The following is a 17,640-nucleotide window of genomic DNA, read 5'->3' as shown; positions in this document are numbered from 1 at the left end:
GCCAAGGAAGCCAAACGCTATCAGGTGCGCGCCGCCCGCGCATTCTTGGAACGGATCGGAGTAACGCCATGACCAATACCATGACCTACAAAGGCTACTCAGCCCGCATCGAGTATGATGATGAAGATGGCATTTTCACTGGCCGCCTTGCCGGTATCAGCGATGGTGTCGGATTTCATGCTGACACGGTTGAAGCGTTGCGGGATGCCTTTCAGGAGGCAGTTGAAGACTACGTTGAGACCTGCGCAAAGGTCGGTAAGGAACCGCAAAAGGCGTTCTCTGGTCAAGTGATGTTCCGGGTCGATCCCGAGGTGCACCGCAAGGCGGCACTCGCGGCAGAGCTATCTGGCAAAAGCCTGAACCAATGGGCCGAAGAAGTTCTAGGTCGCGCGGCGGAGTAGGCAGGTGACAAGCGCACCTTGCTGCTTTTTATCATTATAGGGGGGCTTTTGCGTACCCCTGCGAAAGTGTCGGGCGTCGCGATGCGGTTTCACCGGGCTAACCATAAGCGATAGGCTATCCCGTACCCGATTTAAAAGACCACTTGGAGCGCGTAAAATTGGATAATGGAAACCAGAAAAGGCCTCCGCTATCAGCGCGGGCGGCAAGCGCGACCGGTCGTTCGGCGCTGTTTTTGGCTAAGGTCGCTGGGAAAGCTGGTTGGGCAATTGCCAAGCCTGTCGGGCGGCAGACAGGCAAACTCGCCGCAAAAGGGGGTAAAGCGGTCAAAGATCACGCGGCTGTTAAGTTCGCGGAATTTGAACTGAGGCATACCAAATATACGCCGGAGAACTTCTTTGAAAAAGGAGCGATCTCTTTGGAAGACCTCGTCGATGCGCTATTAATTGAGAAGCGCGGCACGTCGGCAAGGATCGTTACAGCACTTTCTGGGAAGTTGGCTGCGGCAGGTACGACAGCAAGTCTATTTTCCATCGCATCCATTCTTGGCACGGCCAGTACGGGAACGGCCATATCTTCACTTTCAGGCGCGGCTTTCAACAGTGCCGCGTTGGCGTGGATTGGTGGAAGCGTTGTAACTGGCGGGTGGATTGTCTTGGGCGTAGCGGCCGCTGGAGGGGCGGCCGCATATTTCGGGTCTCGCAAGCTTGTCGGGAAATGGACCGGTGTAAGACGCAAGAAAAAGTCCTTGGACCCGCAAGAAATGCGCTTTGTCGAAACGTGTTTGATGTTGGCAACGGCTTTTCGTGAACGGGCCAATCAAAATGCCGTTTTGGACCCTCTCACTGCTGAAACCTTGCAGCAGAACTTAAAACATGACCTCCTCGAACAGTTGGATGTCTGCATCGCCAAAGTCAGCGACTGGCCGGATCTTCCGTTGATGCGGCTTGAAGATCGTAAAGTAGATCTGGTCGAGTTACTCGATGCCTTACCAATGGCTCACGTTCAAAACCCGTCGATCAGAAGAAAATCCACAGCTGCTGCCCCTGTTGTTACAGGTGTCGTATCCGCCACGATATTGAAATTGATGTCTGACACCTCGCCTTCGTTTACGGAAGATGAGGAGTTGGTCCTTCAAGCGCTACGTCGATCGAATAACAGTCTTGCTGATGCCAGTGAACTTGAGCTGTCTGAATACGTGCAATCTCTATCCGTTGAGCAAATTTCCGGGCTCAAAAACAACGTAAAGGGAATCTACCACGAACTCGCGTTTCAGCGGCAAGAGAACCTGGATGGCGACGAGTACATCGTCGAGCTTTTCGGCGACACGAACCATGCCGGCGCAGATGTCCGGATTATTAATGTCGAGACCGGCGACGTTTCCGAGGTTCAACTCAAGGCGACGAATTACGCGTCTTATGTACGTGAACACAACGAAAAATACGAAAACATCGACGTGCTTGTGACCAGTGAGGTAGCTGGATCGTCGCCAGATTGGTCTTCGTCTGAATTCAGCAATGCTGACCTTACAGCTGATACGTCCTCGGCGTTGCAGAAGCTCGGGCACGAGGCAGACGTGGACATTGTTCACAGTATGGGCGTCGCTGCGATGGTGGCACTTGCGACCAATGCTAAGTCCATGTTGAAGGGTGACGCTCTTTCAACAGAAGCGAAACAAAAGATCATTCAGGACGGAGTGGTCGCTGCAAGCGTTGCTGGAATGGTGCAGCTTATTATCTAGGAGAAAAAGTGCTCTACTGTATCTACGATGCAATAGGAACTTTCCGCCCTCGATGTTGATCGGTGATGCCACGATGCCCCCCTCGCGGTCAGTGGGGCAGCCGCAGCAAAATGGCGCTATGTCTGCCTGGGTTTAAGTATCCAGCGGTAGTCTCACGGTGTCGCCCTCAATCACGGGGAAGGAAATTTTGGTGAAACCGCAGTCGGTCAGAAAAGACACGATTCCCGTCACGGTTTTGAACTCACGAATGGAAATTTCACCTGCCATCCTGGAGCGCGCCGTGACCAACATTTGCGTAGTCCCATCGGAGTGTTCTGCGTGCATCGTCCAAACTCCAAACCATGATGATGCTTTGCGCTTTGGCGATACGTTGCATGTAATGATGAGTTTCGAACCCGTCTCAAGGCGCTGTTTCAATGCGACCTCTGTTAATACATTGGGTGTTTCTGGCGGGTTCAACGGCAAGATTCAATCCACTCTCAATCGGTCAATAATGCTTTATTGTACCAACACCGATCCCTAAGACAAGCTACGAAGGGGGCTATCGGCCCCCGCGCCAGTGGCGCTCCCCCGAGGATTATTTCGGGGAAGATAAAGGTAGGTGTCCTATCCTTCTGCGTCGTCCGAAGTAAATTCGATTTCGATGGTGCTGAACGGCTCTATGCGGGTCAGACCATCGTTTCCGATTGACGCTTGGATAACATCAAGGGCTTTGCTTGCTTCGGTGTGAAAGTCTCTGCCATCACCCGATTGGGAAAGAACGTCGCGTAGATCAAGCGTGATGGTGAACACCATTTCGCCCATGTCGATCACAACAACTTCGTGATCCATGCTGCGTATCGACGGTTCCGACTTGGCGAGTATCGAGCATAGTTCAACCATAGCTTCGGGGTGCAACGTCAAGCCGGTCTGTTTTTGGGTTTCAAAAAACAGGGCAGCGATAAAGTTGTGAGAAACAAAGCGAGTGTCTTTCACGTCCCAATCGTTCATAAAATCGGCTGTGTAGCCCTCGTCAGCACCGACCAATGCCGCGTATCGGTCGCGGCATGCCTCAAGCATAGCGCCTTCGGTTGGGTAGGATGTTGCGAGGGCCGCAAAAAGTGTCTCCGCTAATGTATGCGGATCAACGGTGTCATCGTCATGGCCGGACGCAAAACCGACAGGGATTTTGGCCTTGTTTGGTCCTTCGATGTATGGGGCACCTTCGCCAAATGAATCGCAATATCGTAGTGGTTCACCAGCGAAACGTTCTACAAGTTCCGAACCTCGACCAGCGCGAACAGCTCTGATCCAAATATGGCGTGTAACTTTGGACACTGACTTTGTTCGGAATCCAATCAAATAGTAGTTTTCGTCTGGGTCAAAATCCACTTGCCAAAAGTTACCTTCAACAGCTTTTGCAAGTTCATTCGCGAACAATGCTTCGTCCTGGATGGTGAAAAATTCTGTTGGCTTCTTTACTGGCTCAAAGCCCCAATACTCATACCAATGATAGTCGGGGTCATGATGCTCTGGCAGCGTATCCGCGCCGTAGACATGGATGGAAGCAAGGCGACCGATAATTGCACCAATGACTTGATCTTGCCAACCAAGGGAGGGCGGCAAGCCTTGCTCGGCAAGACCTTCAACTGTGAAGGTGCGCAGGTAGATTTCGTCGATCCCCTCGTCTTCATCTTCCGCTTGGCGCTCGTCGCAAAACTCGACAACCATATCATTTGAGAACCGTATATAATCATAAAGTTCTTCCAAAACCGGACCCGGCACTAGCAGTTTGCCGCTGTCCCATTTCTTGATCGTATCGAGCCGAGTGGAAAAAATGTTGGATGCATCCTTTTGGGAAAACCCAAGGTATTTGCGCATGTAAGCGAACCGATTATCCATAGCGATAATCCTCCATTTGTTGTTGAAACTGGACTTGAAACCAAAAGCCAGTGGACCAATCCTCCGGCTGTTTTGAAGCGTAGTTGTCTTCTGTGGACGGAGCAAGTGGTTCAAGGGCCATCTGCATTCGACCTTTAGGGCAAACAGGCTGGCCTAGCCTCGCGCGGTAGTCAGCAAGGGCGTAATTAACTCACCCAAAACTGAAACCGGACCTTCGTGCACAATGCAGCGAAACAGGAACAAGAGCCCAATTCGACCAATGCTGCATAATGCGCGAATGGCGGCTTACGCGGATATTGCGTTCGACGCAGCATGGTCAACAGATTTCCTACCACTTGAATGGCTGCCTTAATCGATACGACAGGTTTGTGTTCGCCCGAGGTGTCGCAAACCACCAGTTCGTAAACGTCAGGCAAAGGTTTGGTCTTGGGAAGCCTGAAATGCTTCAATCTGTTCACGCGAACTATTGGCCAGATCGGCAACCGTTGTTTTATCCAAGGCGGCGACAAACACCTCACGCGCAGCGTTAAGCGCATCTTCGGTCGCAGCGTTCGCCGCTTTCTCCAAAAGGCAGGTGGGAGTGTCATCTGATTGCCCGACCGCAAAGAGGTTTGGCGACCCTAGCGCGACATAGACTTCACGCAGAGTGATATCAGTCAATGGGCGGGCGAGAAACCAGCCCCCGCCATGACCCTTGGTTGAGCTTACAAAACCTGCATCCCGCAAGCCTGCCATTGTGCGTCTTACGAGCGAAGAATTCATACCCAGCATTTGACCTATCAGATCAGATGTCACAGGATCTTCAATCTGCTCAAGATGCAGCAAGACGTGAAGAACGCGTGGAAGCCTGCTGTCAGTTCTCATGATTATTCCTTTCACTTACAATCTTAGCGCAATATCGCTTATGTGACAATTAAAAGCACAAGGTCTTGAATGCCTCACTCACGGCACTTATTAAGTAACGTGTTTCGATAGTTCATGACGAAAGAACCCACATGTCACTTACAGCTACAGAAACCACCAAGGTGGGGCCGCGTCGTTGGCTGATTGCGAGTGTTTTGTTGCTCGCCGCATTCATGAACCTGCTGGACGGTTCTATCGTGAACCTTGCGTTGCCTGCGATCCAAGCCGACCTGAACGCCACATCTACCCAGCTTCAGTGGGTGATGGTCATTTACATTCTGACGTTTGCAGCGGGCCTACTGCCGTTTGGGCGGTTTGGCGACGTTTTTGGACGCGACCGCATGTTTATCTGGGGGATGCTGGGCTTCATGTTCACTTCGGCAGCCTGTGGGCTGGCTCCTAACGTTGAGGCATTGATCGCCAGCCGCGCGTTAAAGGGGTTGGCAGCTGCAATGATGGTGCCGCAAGTGCTGGCAATTATTCACGTTGTTTTCCCCGCTGATGAAAAGGGCAAAGTCATCGGTCTATTCGGAATGGTCAGCGGGTTAGGTGCCGTTGCGGGCCCGCTCATCGGGGGCCTTCTTGTGTCTGCCGATGTGTTCGGGCTGGGATGGCGTCCGATTTTTCTTATCAATCTTCCGCTGGGTTTGGTGTCACTGACTGGGGCGTTGGTTTTGTTGCCTAAGGTCAAGGCCTCTACGCATGCGTCGATTGACTGGATCGGTTCCGCCCTTTTTGCCTCCGCCATTGTTGCTTTGACTTATCCATTGATTGAGGGGCGGTCGTTGGGCTGGCCCGTTTGGGCGTTTGGCCTCATGGCATTTTCGCTGGTTCTTGGCTGGGCATTTTTAGGCCACCAAAAGAAGCTGGCGGCGACTGGACGTCTGCAAACACTGCCGGTTAGCCTTGTGAAAGACGGCCCGTTCGTCGGTGGATTGATTATCGTGACATTGTTTTTCGCAGGGATCGCAGGCGTGATCCTTTTGCTGTCGGTGTTCTTGCAATCCGGGTTTGGTTTCACCCCCGCAGAAGCCGGGATTGCGCTCGCCCCGCATCCGGCAAGTGCCATGATCGTGTCGCTTATGACCGGACGATTGGGGGCCAAGTTTCTGAAGCTGCGCGTTTTTGTTGGGGCATTGGCGCTTTTGGCTGGAATGATCTGGCTGCAAAGCATCGCAGGGCAAGCTGATGCGAACCTTCAAGGCACGGACGTTCTGGTGCCCCTGCTCTTCGTCGGAGCAGGAATGGGTGCGTCCACTGTCGCCTTGTTTCAAAGTATCTTGTCGCGGGTAGCTGGCCCCGACGCTGGCGCGGGATCAGGTGTTTTGCAGGCGTTCCAACAGGTTGGTATCGCGCTTGGCATTGCGATTATCGGGCAGATTTTCTTCGCAGGACTTGGGGCAAACCCAGATCATACGTCGTTTAGCGCTGCGGCAAAAACAGCCTTGTGGTTCCCAATAGGCATCTACGGACTGCTTGGCACTGTCTGCGCCTGCCAGCTTCTTCCCTCGAAAGGATCATCAAAATGAGCGTTCAAACTAGCAAAAACCCATTAGAATTCTGGGACGACATGTACAAAGGTCGAACCGGCCCAACAACGGGCGTACCCTCCAAAGTTCTTGCACAGTTTGTGCAGGGTCGTACGCCGGGTGTCTCGCTTGATTTGGGGTGCGCGAGAGGCGATGACGTGGTTTGGCTTGCGACGCAGGGCTGGGAAGCAACTGGTGTTGATATCGCCCCGACGGCATTGGAACATGCCTGCGCCAATGCCTTTCGCGCAGGCGTCGCTGAATCGACCCGCTTTTTACAACATGATCTCGCGACAGATTTTCCTGATGGCACATTTGACCTTGTCTCAGCGACGTTTCTACAAACGCCACTAAATTTCCCACGCGTCGCGGTTCTGCAACGCGCTGCTGACGCCGTGCGTGTGGACGGGTTGCTTTTGATCACGACACACGGACGCGTTGCGCCCTGGTCGTGGGGAGATCCCGATGCGATCTTGCCAGATGGCCCGCAAAGGTTCGCGGAATTGCAGCTCAATACGCAAGATTGGACAGAAATTTTTGTCGGTTCAATTGAACGTCAGGCCAACGGCCCTGATGGCCAGATCGCCACCGTGTCGGACGCGGTTGTGGCGCTTGAACGACGGTAAAATATGACCAACCGCGCAAATCCTTTGATCAACCTCAAAATGAAAGACGACTCATGACACGACATTCATCTATCCAGTCAGACCTGTTTTCACCACTCAGCTTTTCACATGGCCCGGACTGGGCAAACCGATTTGCGCTTGCTCCGATGACAAACACCCAAAGCAATGCCGACGGAACCTTGCACGACGATGAACTGCTCTGGTTGTCCATGCGCGCGGCGGGTGGGTTCGGTCTTACGATGACTTGCGCCATCGCTGCGCAAGACAATGGGCGCGGCTATCCCGGCCAGCTTGGCGCATGGGATGACAGGCAGACAGTCGGGCTGTCGCGCTTGGCGGCGGCCATCAAGGAAAACGGGTCCGCGGCCTGCGCGCAGCTGGCGCATTCCGGACCCCGCGCACTTGATAATTTGCCGCGCGTTGGCGTGATGGATGACCCTAAAAGTGATACTATAGCGCTGTCAGACGACGGGGTAGACGCTCTGATTCAGGATTTTGTCGAGGCCGCCAAGAGAGCAGAACGCGCCGGTTTTGATGGTGCCGAAATCCACGCGGCCCATGGATTTCTGCCAGCGCAGTTCTTGTCCCCTGAACTGAACAATAGAGATGATAAATGGGGCGGATCGTTCGAAAATCGCTCACGTTTTATCCGTGAAGTCGTGCGCCGCATCCGCGAAGGGACGCGACCTGACTTCCAACTGGGCCTACGGATGTCACCAGAACGGTTTGGCCTGCGGATGTCTGAAGTTCTTGAACTATCGCAAGAGATCATGACCAGCGGCCACATCGACTGGTTGGACATGTCCCTGTGGGATATTCTGAAGGCCCCTGAAGAAGCCGATTTTGCGCACAAGCCCCTGATGTCCTGGTTCGCCGACCTTGATCGGGGCCCAGCGCGTCTTGGCGTTGCAGGCAATATCATGGGGGCGACGGACGCCATGAAAGTCATCGATATGGGGGCCGACTTCGCTTTGATCGGCAAAGCCGCAATTCTGGCGCATGATTTCCCGCAAAAGGTTGCGGCTGACGCGACCTACACATCACCCCCGCGCCCCGTGAGCGAAGACTATCTGCGCCAAGAGGGGCTAGGGACAGAGTTCATCAACTATATGCGCAGCTTTGGCGGTTTTGTCGCCTGAGAAAACGCACAGCTTATCGTCACCCCCAACGTTAACTTCCATGAAATAAGGATCACCTCGAATGGACTTCAGATTCCCTTTTACGCGCGTTGCAGCTGTTGCAGCAGCACTCTTTCTGGGCGCACAGGCCTATGCTCAAAATGCAGACGACGAGCTGCTACACCAGCATTTAAAACCTGAGGTGGCAAACATGATCGCAAGACTTCAGACCGGCGGGCATGTTCTGGTCATCCGCCATGAACGGACTAATGCTTACATTCCTGACCAGCCCGACTATCAGGTCGAAAACTGCGCCACCCAGCGTAATTTATCTGTGGCGGGGGCCGCCAACGCTGTTGAAAACGGTGGGGTTATCCTGCGTTTCCTGGAGATCCCCATTGGTAATGTTCTTGCCAGCCCAATGTGTCGCACCCTTGAAACGGGGCGCTTGATGTTTGGTGATGTCACTGCGAATCCGGCACTTCAGGGCTATGGTCAAGAACCTGAAATGGTTCGTGCTGAGTTTGAACAGTTGATCATTGATGGTGCAGGACAGCCAGAAAACACTGCCCTGATTACGCATTTGGGGACGTTTACATTCGTTAATGGAGGGCACCTTGCCGAAGGCGACGCAGCGGTTTTCTCAGTTCAAGATGGTGCACCAGTTCAGATTGGAACGATCCCGGCAAATGCGTGGAACGATGCAGTAATTGACGCCTCTATGCGCGCGCGCAATATGGACGCGAACGACCATAGCCACGACCACCACTAGATCTACCTTCCAGCGACCACCCGGAGGAACTCGCAATTGTCGGTGCTTTGACTCTTGGCAGTCAGACATGCGTCTGTGCTTCGTTGGCTGAGGCAGGCATTTGGCTCATTGCAGCGATCAAACAGGTTATCGAGAGCAAGTTTTTCATTTCAGATCTCCAATATGTTGGGGCAGCGGCTTACAACGCTGCCCGTTGCACAAGTCGGCTTAATCCTTTGCGCGATACTCATCCGGCATCACGAACACCTCGTCCGCGCGGCCGTATCCGCCGTCCTTGATTTCTTCGACAACAACCATCGTGGTTGGGCGAACGACCTCTCCGAAGAAGCTGACCATCAAGTCGGTCGTCTTGTGGATCAGGTCTTCTTTTTGTGCTGTGGAGAGCGAGTCCTGTGGCAATTTATAGTTTGCAAATGGCATTAGGTTTTCCTTTCGAGGGAGGGGTTAGATCACGCCGCCATTGGCGCGAAGGGTTTGACCGCTGATCCAGCGCCCATCCGGGCCTGCTAGAAACGCGACGGCGGCAGCAATGTCTTCAGGCGTCCCAAGACGTCCGAAGGGATTCATATTTTTGATGTTTTCGACCAACGTATCGGGCTTTCCAGCCATAAAGAATTCGGTCTCAACGGGTCCTGGTGCCACGGCATTGACAGTAATCCCGCGCGGGCCAAGTTCCTTCGCAAGTATGTGAGTCAGCGCCTCAACTGCTGCCTTTGTCGCGGCGTAGATGCCAGAGTATCACCTGAAGACCGGATCAAGAATCGGACATTATGCATGGCTTTGGCGGCGTGTTAAAATGCATACGCCACCAATGCGGTGGATCAGATTATACCGCCGTTTGCACGCAAAGTCTGGCCATTGACCCAAGCGGCGTCTGGTCCTGCGAGAAACGCCACAACATTTGCGATATCCTGCGGTGTCCCGAGCCGTTCCAGGGGCGCCATTTTTGACATACGATCAACGACCTCTTGTGGCTTGCCGTCTAGGAAAAGCTGCGTTGCTGTTGGGCCAGGGGCGACTGTGTTTACAGTGATCGACCGCCCACGAAGTTCCTTGGCCATAATGCTTGTCATTGATTCAACGGCAGCTTTGGTCGCAGCGTAGACGCCGTAAGTCTCAAGTTTCAATCCGACGACGCTCGTCGATAAGTTAACGATTGCACCGCCATCACGAAGGCGATTTGCGGCTTCGCGCAACAGGTTGAACGTGCCTTTGAAATTGATTGCGACTTGATTGTCGAAGAGAGCGTCATCGCTGTCTGCAATAGGTGCTAACTTCATAGTGCCTGCATTATTAACCAGGATGTCGATTCCGCCAAAGGCCGTTTCAGCGGAGTCGAACATCCGTTTGACAGCGAGTGCATCCGACACATCGCCTTGAGCCGCGATAGCTTTGCCACCTGTAGCTTCAATCTTCTCGACAATTTTATGTGCGGCTGCTTCGCTCCCGGCATAGTTGACGATGACATTGAACCCATCCGCTGCAAGCTTTTCGGCTATCGACGCGCCAATCCCGCGTGAAGCGCCAGTCACCAATGCTGTTCTGTTTTCGATAGTGGCCATTTTTTGTCCTTTTGTTGATCGGCCCCATGCCGAACCTTAAAGAACAATAGGCGTTCCCATCGTTGGGATAATCTACTACAATCCGACCTCACTGTTCTGTTGAATCGGATAATAAATGGACCGCCTTGATGCCATGAACGTCTTCGTTCGGATCGTAGAAGTGCGAAGCTTTTCCAAAACCGCAACTGATCTGGGTTTGCCGAGATCAACGGTCACAGATGCGATCAAAGCACTTGAGGCCAGATTGGGCGTGAGTTTACTGCACCGCACCACACGGGTCGTGCGCCCAACGCTCGATGGTGAATCATACTATCAACGCTGCCTGTCAATTCTGTCCGAGATTGAAGATGCCGAGGACGCCTTTGCAGGAAATACGCCGAGAGGCACGCTGCGTATTGAAGTCCATGGTATTCTAGCGCGGCATTTTCTGTTGCCTTCGCTACCAGATTTCATGGCGCGTTTCCCTAACATTGAAATCCATATCGGAGAAGGAGATCGACTGGTTGATCTGGTCCGCGAAGGTGTGGACTGCACGATACGGGTGGGTGATCCGGTCGACAGTGACATGACCGGGCGCAAGTTGACGGACCTCGAAGAGGTTACCTGCGCCTCTCCGACTTACCTTGAACGGTTCGGCACACCGCAAAGTGTTGACGCGCTCAAAGGCCACCAGATGGTCGGGTTCCGCTCAACCGCGACAGGGTCTATCCTGCCGCTCGAATTTGTTCAAAATGGTATCCTGCGCACGGTCTCACTCCCGACACCAATCACTGTAAGCGGCGCAGACACATTAGCACATTGCGCCCGGCTTGGCCTCGGCATTATCCAAAAACCGCGCTATTCTGCTGCAGAAGATCTTGCCGCAGGGCGCTTGATCGAACTCCTCAGCGATACACCACCGGCCCCGTCCCCTGTTTCGATCTTTTACCCACGCGACCGATACCTGTCGCCGCGCGTGCGCGTGTTTATTGACTGGGCCGTAAAAGCGTTTTCGCATCAATGACCACGGAAGATCAGCATATCGACACTCGGCAGTTCCTATAAGCGGATAACGTGCTGGCGAGGGAATGCTTACGCGTCTGCGGGTGTAGCCTGACATATCTCGATAAAGGCCCGTAGGGGTTTGGGAGCAAAGCGGCTCGGATAATAGAGGTATGGCCCCTCAACGTCGGACCACCAGCCCGGCAGCACGGGCACCAGCTTTCCACTTTCGAACTCATCCTCCAGCCAGTTGCGGAAGGTATATATGATTCCCATTCCCGCTTGCGCATATCGGAGCCCAGTGTTGAGCGCGCCTACGCTAAGGATAAGCGCGTCTTGGGGTTCCACTTTCACGGACTGTCCTTCGCATTGCAGCGTCCATGGAAGCAAAGGGCCCGCGTCCAGCCGGTAACGGATCGCGAGGTGGGCGGTGAGGTCTTTGGGAACCTGCGGCACCCCGTATGCATCAAGATAAGCTGGCGATGCGGCCATCGCCATTTGTTGCCTGCGCGGACCGACCGGTATCGAGATCATGTCCTGCTCCAGCACGCTGCCGTAGCGAATGCCCGCATCACAGCCTGCCGCAACAATATCGACGAGATCGCTCTCTACCGTGATCTCCACCTCCACGTCTGGATGCTGCGTCCGATATGCGGCAAGCAAAGGCGGCAATATATCCGGCATGACCGCCCCCGGCACGTTGAGGGTCAAACGCCCCTGTATCTGCCCTCCAAGCGTTGCAACGTCATGACAGGCAGCGTTCACTGCGGATAACAATGGACCCACACGATCCACCAAAAGTTGCCCCGCTTCCGTTAGGTGCTGGCTGCGCGTCGTGCGGCGCAGCACGGGGGTTCCGAGTTGCGTTTCTATCCGCGAGACTGTGGTGCTAACTTTTGAGGCCGCTATGCCGAGCCGCAGGGAAGCTGCGCGGAAGCCGCCTTCACGGACAACCGCTAAAAGAACGGCAAGATCGTCAGCAGAAACATTGTTCCTCATTGAGAACAGTCCAATCCATTTTTGATATCTTATACTGTTATTTCAGAACAGTCATTTTGTCGATCATCAACAAGTATTGCGCCAACTGACGCGTTTCAGAAAATGGAGATTGAACAATGCTCATCATTACAGGAGCCTCGGGAAAACTCGGCGGACTTGTGGTTGAGGCTCTGCAGCGTCTCGTGACAGCGGACCAAATCGGAGTCAGCGTACGTGATCCGGAAAAACTGACCGATCTCGCGGCGCGTGGCGTACGCGTAAGGCGTGGGGACTACGAAGACGCTGACAGCCTGCGCCACGCGTGGGAAGGGGCCAGCCGAGTACTGCTGGTGTCCTCAAATGCAGCTTCCAGTGGAGGCGACCCGTTGCAACAGCACGAAACGGCGATTTCTGTGGCCAAGGAACTGGGTGTCGAACGGCTACTCTACACCAGCCAGGTGTCGGCCAATGCGCAGTCGCATTTTCCGCCTGGGCGCCATCATGCCGCAACGGAAACAATGTTGGCTGCTTCAGGTCTGGCGTGGACGTCCATGCGGCATGGGTTCTATGCGGAGAGCGCCATGCATATGAATGCGCAGGGATTTGCGAGTGGCAATTTGGTGGGGCCGGCGGATGGCAAGGTGGCTTGGACGACCCATGAAGATTTGGCTCAAGCCGATGCGCTTTTGCTGGCTGGAAAAGAGACGTTCGAAGGCGTGACGCCACCCCTCACCGGCAGCGAGGGGCTTGACCTTGCTGACCTCGCGCAGATGGCAAGCGGGGCGACAGGAAGAACAATCAAGCGCCAGATCATCAACGAAGAAGAAATGATCGAGAACTTGGGGCGAGCCAACCTACCGGAACCGGTAAAAAGCGTCATTCTGGGTTACTACCGCGCCGCACAGGCAGGGGAATTCGCAATGGTGGATCCCACACTTGAGCGCCTGCTGGGTCGCAAACCACGCCCGATGCAGAATGTTGTGAAACGGCATCTGGGATGATGATGAACGGTGGAGTTCTTGGAAAGATAACCAACCGGGGACCAAGCACAGTGATCGCATAATCAACCCAAGCCACCTGATCGTGACCTCAGGCCACCCGAGAATTGACACCACCTCGACGGATGTGACCGTTCAGCGAGAGACTTAAGTGTCCACTTGGACCTCACGCCTCCGTGGATAGCCCTGAACGCCAGAGAAAGTCTTACATCCGCCAAAGCAGCCATTGGCGCAATCGCAGCTAACTCACACTTCGTCCCGCGTTGTGTGAGTTCAGGCGTGCCGCAGCGGCGACAAATCCGACAAGGGGGAAAGCGCGGGCTGTTATGGAGCTATGGGGATTGTGGGCTACGGCTGCGAGTTTTGATGCGCAGATCGGATGGGATTTTGCCGATAGGCGGCAGCGGCCGGGCGGTTTTCCCGGCATGACCTTGTACTTTGGTGTCCCATTTTGCCGCCGCGGACATGATGTGGCATGGGATTGTCTGAGAAGGACGCACTGATTGGTCCGGCGTCTGCGTAAGGCAAGGTCGGTTTGTCTCGTTGTCTCATGCGGCGGCCTCCCATGGCGGTGCTCGGCATTTGGGTGTTTGGCCGCGCAGGAAGGTCTCAACGATAACCATCGCACTACCGCATTTGGGGCAAGGCTGGTGCGCGGGCGGATCGTCGGGTTCGGAGTTTGTGACTTCGTCTGGCATTTGAGTGGGTTTTGGTTCGGCATCCAGCAAGCGCCTGATCTTTGTAATCCTGTCACGGCGAATGCCATTCGCGAGGAAGCCAGTATGGCGAATGCGGTGGAAGCCAGAGGGTAAGACATGGATAAGGAACCGGCGAATGAACTCATCCGTGGTCAGGCGCATGACCTTCATCCGGTCTCCCTTTTTGATGCGGTAGTCTTTCCAGCGGAAGGCCACTGTGTCGGCATCTGCGCTGACGAGGCGATGGTTGGAGATCGCCACACGGTGCGTGTAACGGCTGAGGTAGGCCAGCACTGCCTCAGGCCCGCCGAAGGGAGGTTTGGCATACACCACCGAGTCGGTTTTACGCAGTGGCGAGAGATGGGCCGCGAAGGTGTCGGGGTCTGCCAGCTTTGTCAGATCGCCGAAGAACTTGAGCTTGCCCGCCTTGTGCAATCGGATCAGCCCTTCAAGAAAGAGGCGACGGAACAGCTTCGACAGGACCTTCACAGGTAGAAAGAACCCAGAGCGGCAGGCGATCCATTGTGTGCCATCAGCAGACAACCCACCTCCGGGCACGATGGCATGAACATGCGGGTGATGCATCATCGCCGAGCCCCATGTGTGCAGAACCGATGTCGCGCCAATCTTTGCACCAAGGTGTTTTGGGTCGGCCGCGATGGTCAGAAGCGTCTGGGCCGACGCCTTGAACAGCAAACCGTAGACGGCGGCCTTGTTCTGATAGGCGATGTCAACAATCTGGGCCGGAAGCGTGAAGACCACGTGGAAGTATTCAACCGGCAACAGATCCTCCATGCGCGCCTGCATCCAGTCCTGCGCCGCCGCACCTTGGCACTTCGGGCAGTGTCGATTGCGACACGAGTTATAGGCGATGTGCTGATGGCTACACTTGGTGCAAGCTGACACATGCCCGCCAAGAGCGGCAGTCCGGCAAGTCTCAATGGAAGACATCACCTTGAGCTGTGGTAGGTTCAAATGCCCAGCATGCTCACGGCGATAGGCAGCACCATGGGCGCGGAAGATATCCGCAACCTCCAGTTTGGAACGCGGCACGAAGGCCGGGTCTAACCTGAACTGGCCTCTCGCCGCTTCAACAAATCAAGCGGGCTGGTCACACTCTGGATCGTCTTGGTGGCCACCTTGGTATAGACCGTTGTTGTCTCCAGTTTCGCATGGCCCAACAACACTTGGATAACCCGGATGTCTGTCCCGCTCTCCAGCAGATGTGTGGCAAAGCTATGCCGCAAGGTGTGGGGCGACACGGTCTTTTTGATCTCCGCAAAATCGCAAGCGACCTTGAAGGCACGGTTAAACTGCCGCGTCGAGATTGGATCAACCCGGTTACGACCTGAGAACATCCAGCCCCTCGGGCGGGCTTCTCGATAATAGTCGCGCAACAGGTCCAGCAGGCTGGGCGACAACATGACCTGCCGGTCTTTGCGCCCCTTGCCTTGCTCAATCCGGATCAGCATCCGGTCGCTGTCAATATCACCGACCTTGAGATGGGTGACTTCGCTTGCCCGTAACCCGCCACCATAAGCCACGCTGAAGGCTGCGCGATATCTCAGCCCGGGCCCTGGTGCTGCTTCGATAATACGGGTGACTTCTTCCGCACTCAGTACCACTGGGATCTTCTTGGCTGCCCGCTGATACCGCATGTGCCGCTTCATCTCAGGCCGAGGACAGGTCGCCGCAAAAAAGAAACTCAATACCGTTAGTCGGTTGTTGAACGTTGGCGCACCAACACCGCGCTCTTTCATATCCAGCTGAAACGCCCGCAGTTCTTCCGGTGTCGCGCTGTCCGGCGCGTGCCCAAGGAACCGGGTGAAGTCCCGCATCGCACGCAAATACATCGTCTGCGTCTTCGGCTGCAGTCCCTTGATCTGCATATCTTCGAGAAACCGCTGGCGCAGCGCTGGTACATATTGGTCTGACATTGAAACCTCCTATTGGTCAGATTGAGAAGGTCTCAATCGTCCAACAGGTTCGTCAGTTCACAAAATCACCGCGCCCCAATCTATGTGCAACACACGCCAAAAGCGCCAATACCGCGAGAGCGGTTTCGTCCTTGTCCCGCATCTTACCACTTCTTAAGTAGTGCCGCGAAAGTCGGGTTTTCAGATTTGCTGCGAAATCGGTCCCTTGTGCGCGTGCTTGGCTACTATGACAGGATTGGGCCTTGCGTACTTACTTGACCAGTGGGCGCATCAAATCTGCCGCATCAACATCAAGCGCATCCGCGATTTTTTCCAAGGTGTCTAAGCTAATCGAATGTCGCGCGTTTTCAATATGACCTATGTATGCGCGGCTAACACCGGCGCATTTTGCCAAGTTGTCTTGACTTAAGCCTACGCCTTTACGGTGTTTGATGATGTTTTGAGCAATGCGTTCACGAAGTTTCATGACGGTAGGTTAGCCGTCACTAACGAGCCGGAGCCACGCGATATATGCTACATTCGTATCGAACTAAAGTGGTGGCTTTGGGAGGGTGGGGAACGTCCGGTTCTGTGCAATCACTTACTTCAGGGTCTCTGCTAAAAACATCGCTAGTGCCTTAACATGAGGCTTAGCAAGCTTTGAATATTGCGCGGTCAACGCAACGGGAAGCGGGTCAATATGCCAATCCGGCAAAAGCTGAATGATCTTCCCAGTCGCTAGATCAGGATCGACAATTTCTTTAGCTAAAACGGCTAAACCATACCCGTTGCGTGTCGCCTGAACACAAAGCTCATACGAGTTGACCAATACCTGCGGCGGCGATGTCTCGAAGGTCCAGTTTTCGGTTTTTGACCTCAAAACCCAAATGGGCTTTTCTTGTACCCTCATGATCAATGGAAGATCGGCCAGGTGTTTCGGGTGGGTAACATGGGTGACCAAAGCCATCGCGGGTGAACCGACGCACAGGACACGCTCAATAGGTTTTAGTGGAAACGTCTTGGCACCGTCGGCGTCCGCTTCACCTACTCTAACGCGCAGATCAATGCCATCTACTTGGGGATCCGCCGGGTGATCACCACCTACAAAACGGAGCCTGATTTTCGGGTATTGCAATAAAAACGGGCTTAGCTTCGGCATAATATATTCTGTGAGGTAGATATTTGAGCCTGCCAGTGTCACGACACCCGAAATCTCTACCCCTTGCTGCGCGGCTCCTCCAAGTTCAGAGCGGGCCAACGAGACAATATCGACTGCATTTTCGCATCTATCCAACATGGCTTTACCAGCTGTGGTCAGTGCAAGCTTTCGCGTCGTTCGATGAAAGAGCTTTAGATCAAGGTCCAGTTCCAATTCCATGAGTTTCTGACTTGCGTTGGACTTGGATATGCGCAGCGAGTTGGCGGCCTCAACGATTGATCCATGACGTGTGATTGCCACGAAGACTTCGAGTTGGGAGTAAAATTTACTGTTCATAATTTGGAACAATAGGTCAGGTATTGGTGCTAATAAAGGACTG

The 17,640-nt window shown here is 54.2% G+C and carries 19 protein-coding genes; 8 read left to right on the top strand and 11 right to left on the bottom strand.

Annotated features, from left to right (window positions below; all coding sequences use genetic code 11):
* Both ACRBB0_RS05600 and ACRBB0_RS05595 read left to right on the top strand, forming a co-directional pair.
* A partial coding sequence (locus tag ACRBB0_RS05600; RefSeq protein WP_431373423.1) for a type II toxin-antitoxin system HicB family antitoxin occupies window positions 1-401 on the top strand: 401 nt, incomplete at its 5' end.
* 158 nt (window positions 402-559) lie between these two features.
* On the top strand, window positions 560-2,140 hold the full coding sequence (locus ACRBB0_RS05595) for a hypothetical protein (protein ID WP_133344414.1): 1,581 nt from the start codon (window positions 560-562) through the stop codon (window positions 2,138-2,140).
* 132 nt (window positions 2,141-2,272) lie between these two features.
* Here the strand turns inward: ACRBB0_RS05595 and ACRBB0_RS05590 are convergent, their stop codons facing one another.
* From ACRBB0_RS05590 to ACRBB0_RS05580, 3 genes are all read right to left on the bottom strand, one after another.
* A complete protein-coding gene (locus ACRBB0_RS05590) occupies window positions 2,273-2,605 on the bottom strand; it encodes a hypothetical protein (protein WP_431373422.1) in 333 nt (110 codons plus the stop codon).
* Between the two features lie 141 nt (window positions 2,606-2,746).
* On the bottom strand, window positions 2,747-4,021 hold the full coding sequence (locus ACRBB0_RS05585; protein WP_431373421.1) for a hypothetical protein: 1,275 nt from the start codon (window positions 4,019-4,021) through the stop codon (window positions 2,747-2,749).
* A 408-nt stretch (window positions 4,022-4,429) separates the two neighbouring features.
* Window positions 4,430-4,885: an RrF2 family transcriptional regulator gene (locus tag ACRBB0_RS05580; RefSeq protein ID WP_431373420.1), complete on the bottom strand. Its 456-nt coding sequence runs from the start codon at window positions 4,883-4,885 to the stop codon at window positions 4,430-4,432.
* Between the two features lie 131 nt (window positions 4,886-5,016).
* On the opposite strand from ACRBB0_RS05580, the gene ACRBB0_RS05575 reads away from it, so the two are divergent.
* From ACRBB0_RS05575 to ACRBB0_RS05560, 4 genes are all read left to right on the top strand, one after another.
* Window positions 5,017-6,453: an MFS transporter gene (locus ACRBB0_RS05575; protein WP_431373419.1), complete on the top strand. Its 1,437-nt coding sequence runs from the start codon at window positions 5,017-5,019 to the stop codon at window positions 6,451-6,453.
* A complete protein-coding gene (locus ACRBB0_RS05570; RefSeq protein ID WP_431373418.1) occupies window positions 6,450-7,079 on the top strand; it encodes a class I SAM-dependent methyltransferase in 630 nt (209 codons plus the stop codon). The genes ACRBB0_RS05575 and ACRBB0_RS05570 overlap by 4 nt, the downstream gene beginning before the upstream one ends.
* A gap of 53 nt (window positions 7,080-7,132) precedes the next feature.
* Window positions 7,133-8,218 carry an NADH:flavin oxidoreductase gene (locus tag ACRBB0_RS05565; protein ID WP_431373417.1) on the top strand — a complete coding sequence of 362 codons (1,086 nt, stop codon included), beginning with the start codon at window positions 7,133-7,135 and terminating at the stop codon, window positions 8,216-8,218.
* 61 nt (window positions 8,219-8,279) lie between these two features.
* Window positions 8,280-8,969, top strand: coding sequence for a hypothetical protein (locus ACRBB0_RS05560; RefSeq protein WP_431373416.1), 690 nt, complete (start codon window positions 8,280-8,282; stop codon window positions 8,967-8,969).
* 207 nt (window positions 8,970-9,176) lie between these two features.
* Here the strand turns inward: ACRBB0_RS05560 and ACRBB0_RS05555 are convergent, their stop codons facing one another.
* The 3 genes from ACRBB0_RS05555 to ACRBB0_RS05545 all read right to left on the bottom strand — a co-directional run bounded on the left by ACRBB0_RS05555 (window position 9,177) and on the right by ACRBB0_RS05545 (window position 10,531).
* Window positions 9,177-9,389 (bottom strand): tautomerase family protein, encoded by a 213-nt coding sequence (locus ACRBB0_RS05555; protein WP_431373415.1) that lies wholly within the window; start codon window positions 9,387-9,389, stop codon window positions 9,177-9,179.
* A 24-nt stretch (window positions 9,390-9,413) separates the two neighbouring features.
* Complete coding sequence (locus tag ACRBB0_RS05550) at window positions 9,414-9,698, bottom strand: SDR family oxidoreductase (RefSeq protein ID WP_431373424.1); 285 nt, start codon at window positions 9,696-9,698, stop codon at window positions 9,414-9,416.
* A gap of 92 nt (window positions 9,699-9,790) precedes the next feature.
* Window positions 9,791-10,531, bottom strand: a complete 741-nt coding sequence (locus ACRBB0_RS05545; RefSeq protein ID WP_431373414.1) for an SDR family oxidoreductase — start codon at window positions 10,529-10,531, stop codon at window positions 9,791-9,793.
* Window positions 10,532-10,646: 115 nt separating this feature from the next.
* On the opposite strand from ACRBB0_RS05545, the gene ACRBB0_RS05540 reads away from it, so the two are divergent.
* The gene (locus ACRBB0_RS05540) at window positions 10,647-11,534 is read left to right on the top strand and encodes a LysR family transcriptional regulator (protein ID WP_431373413.1); all 888 of its coding nucleotides are present in this window, start codon (window positions 10,647-10,649) and stop codon (window positions 11,532-11,534) included.
* A 68-nt stretch (window positions 11,535-11,602) separates the two neighbouring features.
* Here the strand turns inward: ACRBB0_RS05540 and ACRBB0_RS05535 are convergent, their stop codons facing one another.
* A complete protein-coding gene (locus ACRBB0_RS05535) occupies window positions 11,603-12,511 on the bottom strand; it encodes a LysR family transcriptional regulator (RefSeq protein ID WP_431373412.1) in 909 nt (302 codons plus the stop codon).
* 116 nt (window positions 12,512-12,627) lie between these two features.
* On the opposite strand from ACRBB0_RS05535, the gene ACRBB0_RS05530 reads away from it, so the two are divergent.
* Complete coding sequence (locus tag ACRBB0_RS05530) at window positions 12,628-13,491, top strand: NAD(P)H-binding protein (RefSeq protein ID WP_431373411.1); 864 nt, start codon at window positions 12,628-12,630, stop codon at window positions 13,489-13,491.
* Between the two features lie 545 nt (window positions 13,492-14,036).
* Here the strand turns inward: ACRBB0_RS05530 and ACRBB0_RS05525 are convergent.
* The 4 genes from ACRBB0_RS05525 to ACRBB0_RS05510 all read right to left on the bottom strand — a co-directional run bounded on the left by ACRBB0_RS05525 (window position 14,037) and on the right by ACRBB0_RS05510 (window position 17,597).
* Window positions 14,037-15,239 carry an IS91 family transposase gene (locus ACRBB0_RS05525; protein ID WP_431373410.1) on the bottom strand — a complete coding sequence of 401 codons (1,203 nt, stop codon included), beginning with the start codon at window positions 15,237-15,239 and terminating at the stop codon, window positions 14,037-14,039.
* 11 nt (window positions 15,240-15,250) lie between these two features.
* A complete protein-coding gene (locus tag ACRBB0_RS05520) occupies window positions 15,251-16,123 on the bottom strand; it encodes a tyrosine-type recombinase/integrase (RefSeq protein WP_431373409.1) in 873 nt (290 codons plus the stop codon).
* A 250-nt stretch (window positions 16,124-16,373) separates the two neighbouring features.
* Window positions 16,374-16,589, bottom strand: coding sequence for a helix-turn-helix transcriptional regulator (locus tag ACRBB0_RS05515; protein WP_431373408.1), 216 nt, complete (start codon window positions 16,587-16,589; stop codon window positions 16,374-16,376).
* A gap of 114 nt (window positions 16,590-16,703) precedes the next feature.
* Window positions 16,704-17,597: a LysR family transcriptional regulator gene (locus tag ACRBB0_RS05510; RefSeq protein ID WP_431373407.1), complete on the bottom strand. Its 894-nt coding sequence runs from the start codon at window positions 17,595-17,597 to the stop codon at window positions 16,704-16,706.
* Window positions 17,598-17,640 lie beyond the last annotated feature (43 nt).

It is taken from the genome of Pelagimonas sp. (assembly GCF_050633425.1).
In the GTDB taxonomy this organism is placed as follows: Bacteria; Pseudomonadota; Alphaproteobacteria; order Rhodobacterales; family Rhodobacteraceae; genus Pelagimonas.
The sequence above is the reverse complement of the archived record's forward strand: the minus strand, read 5'-3'. Positions and strand labels throughout refer to the sequence as shown.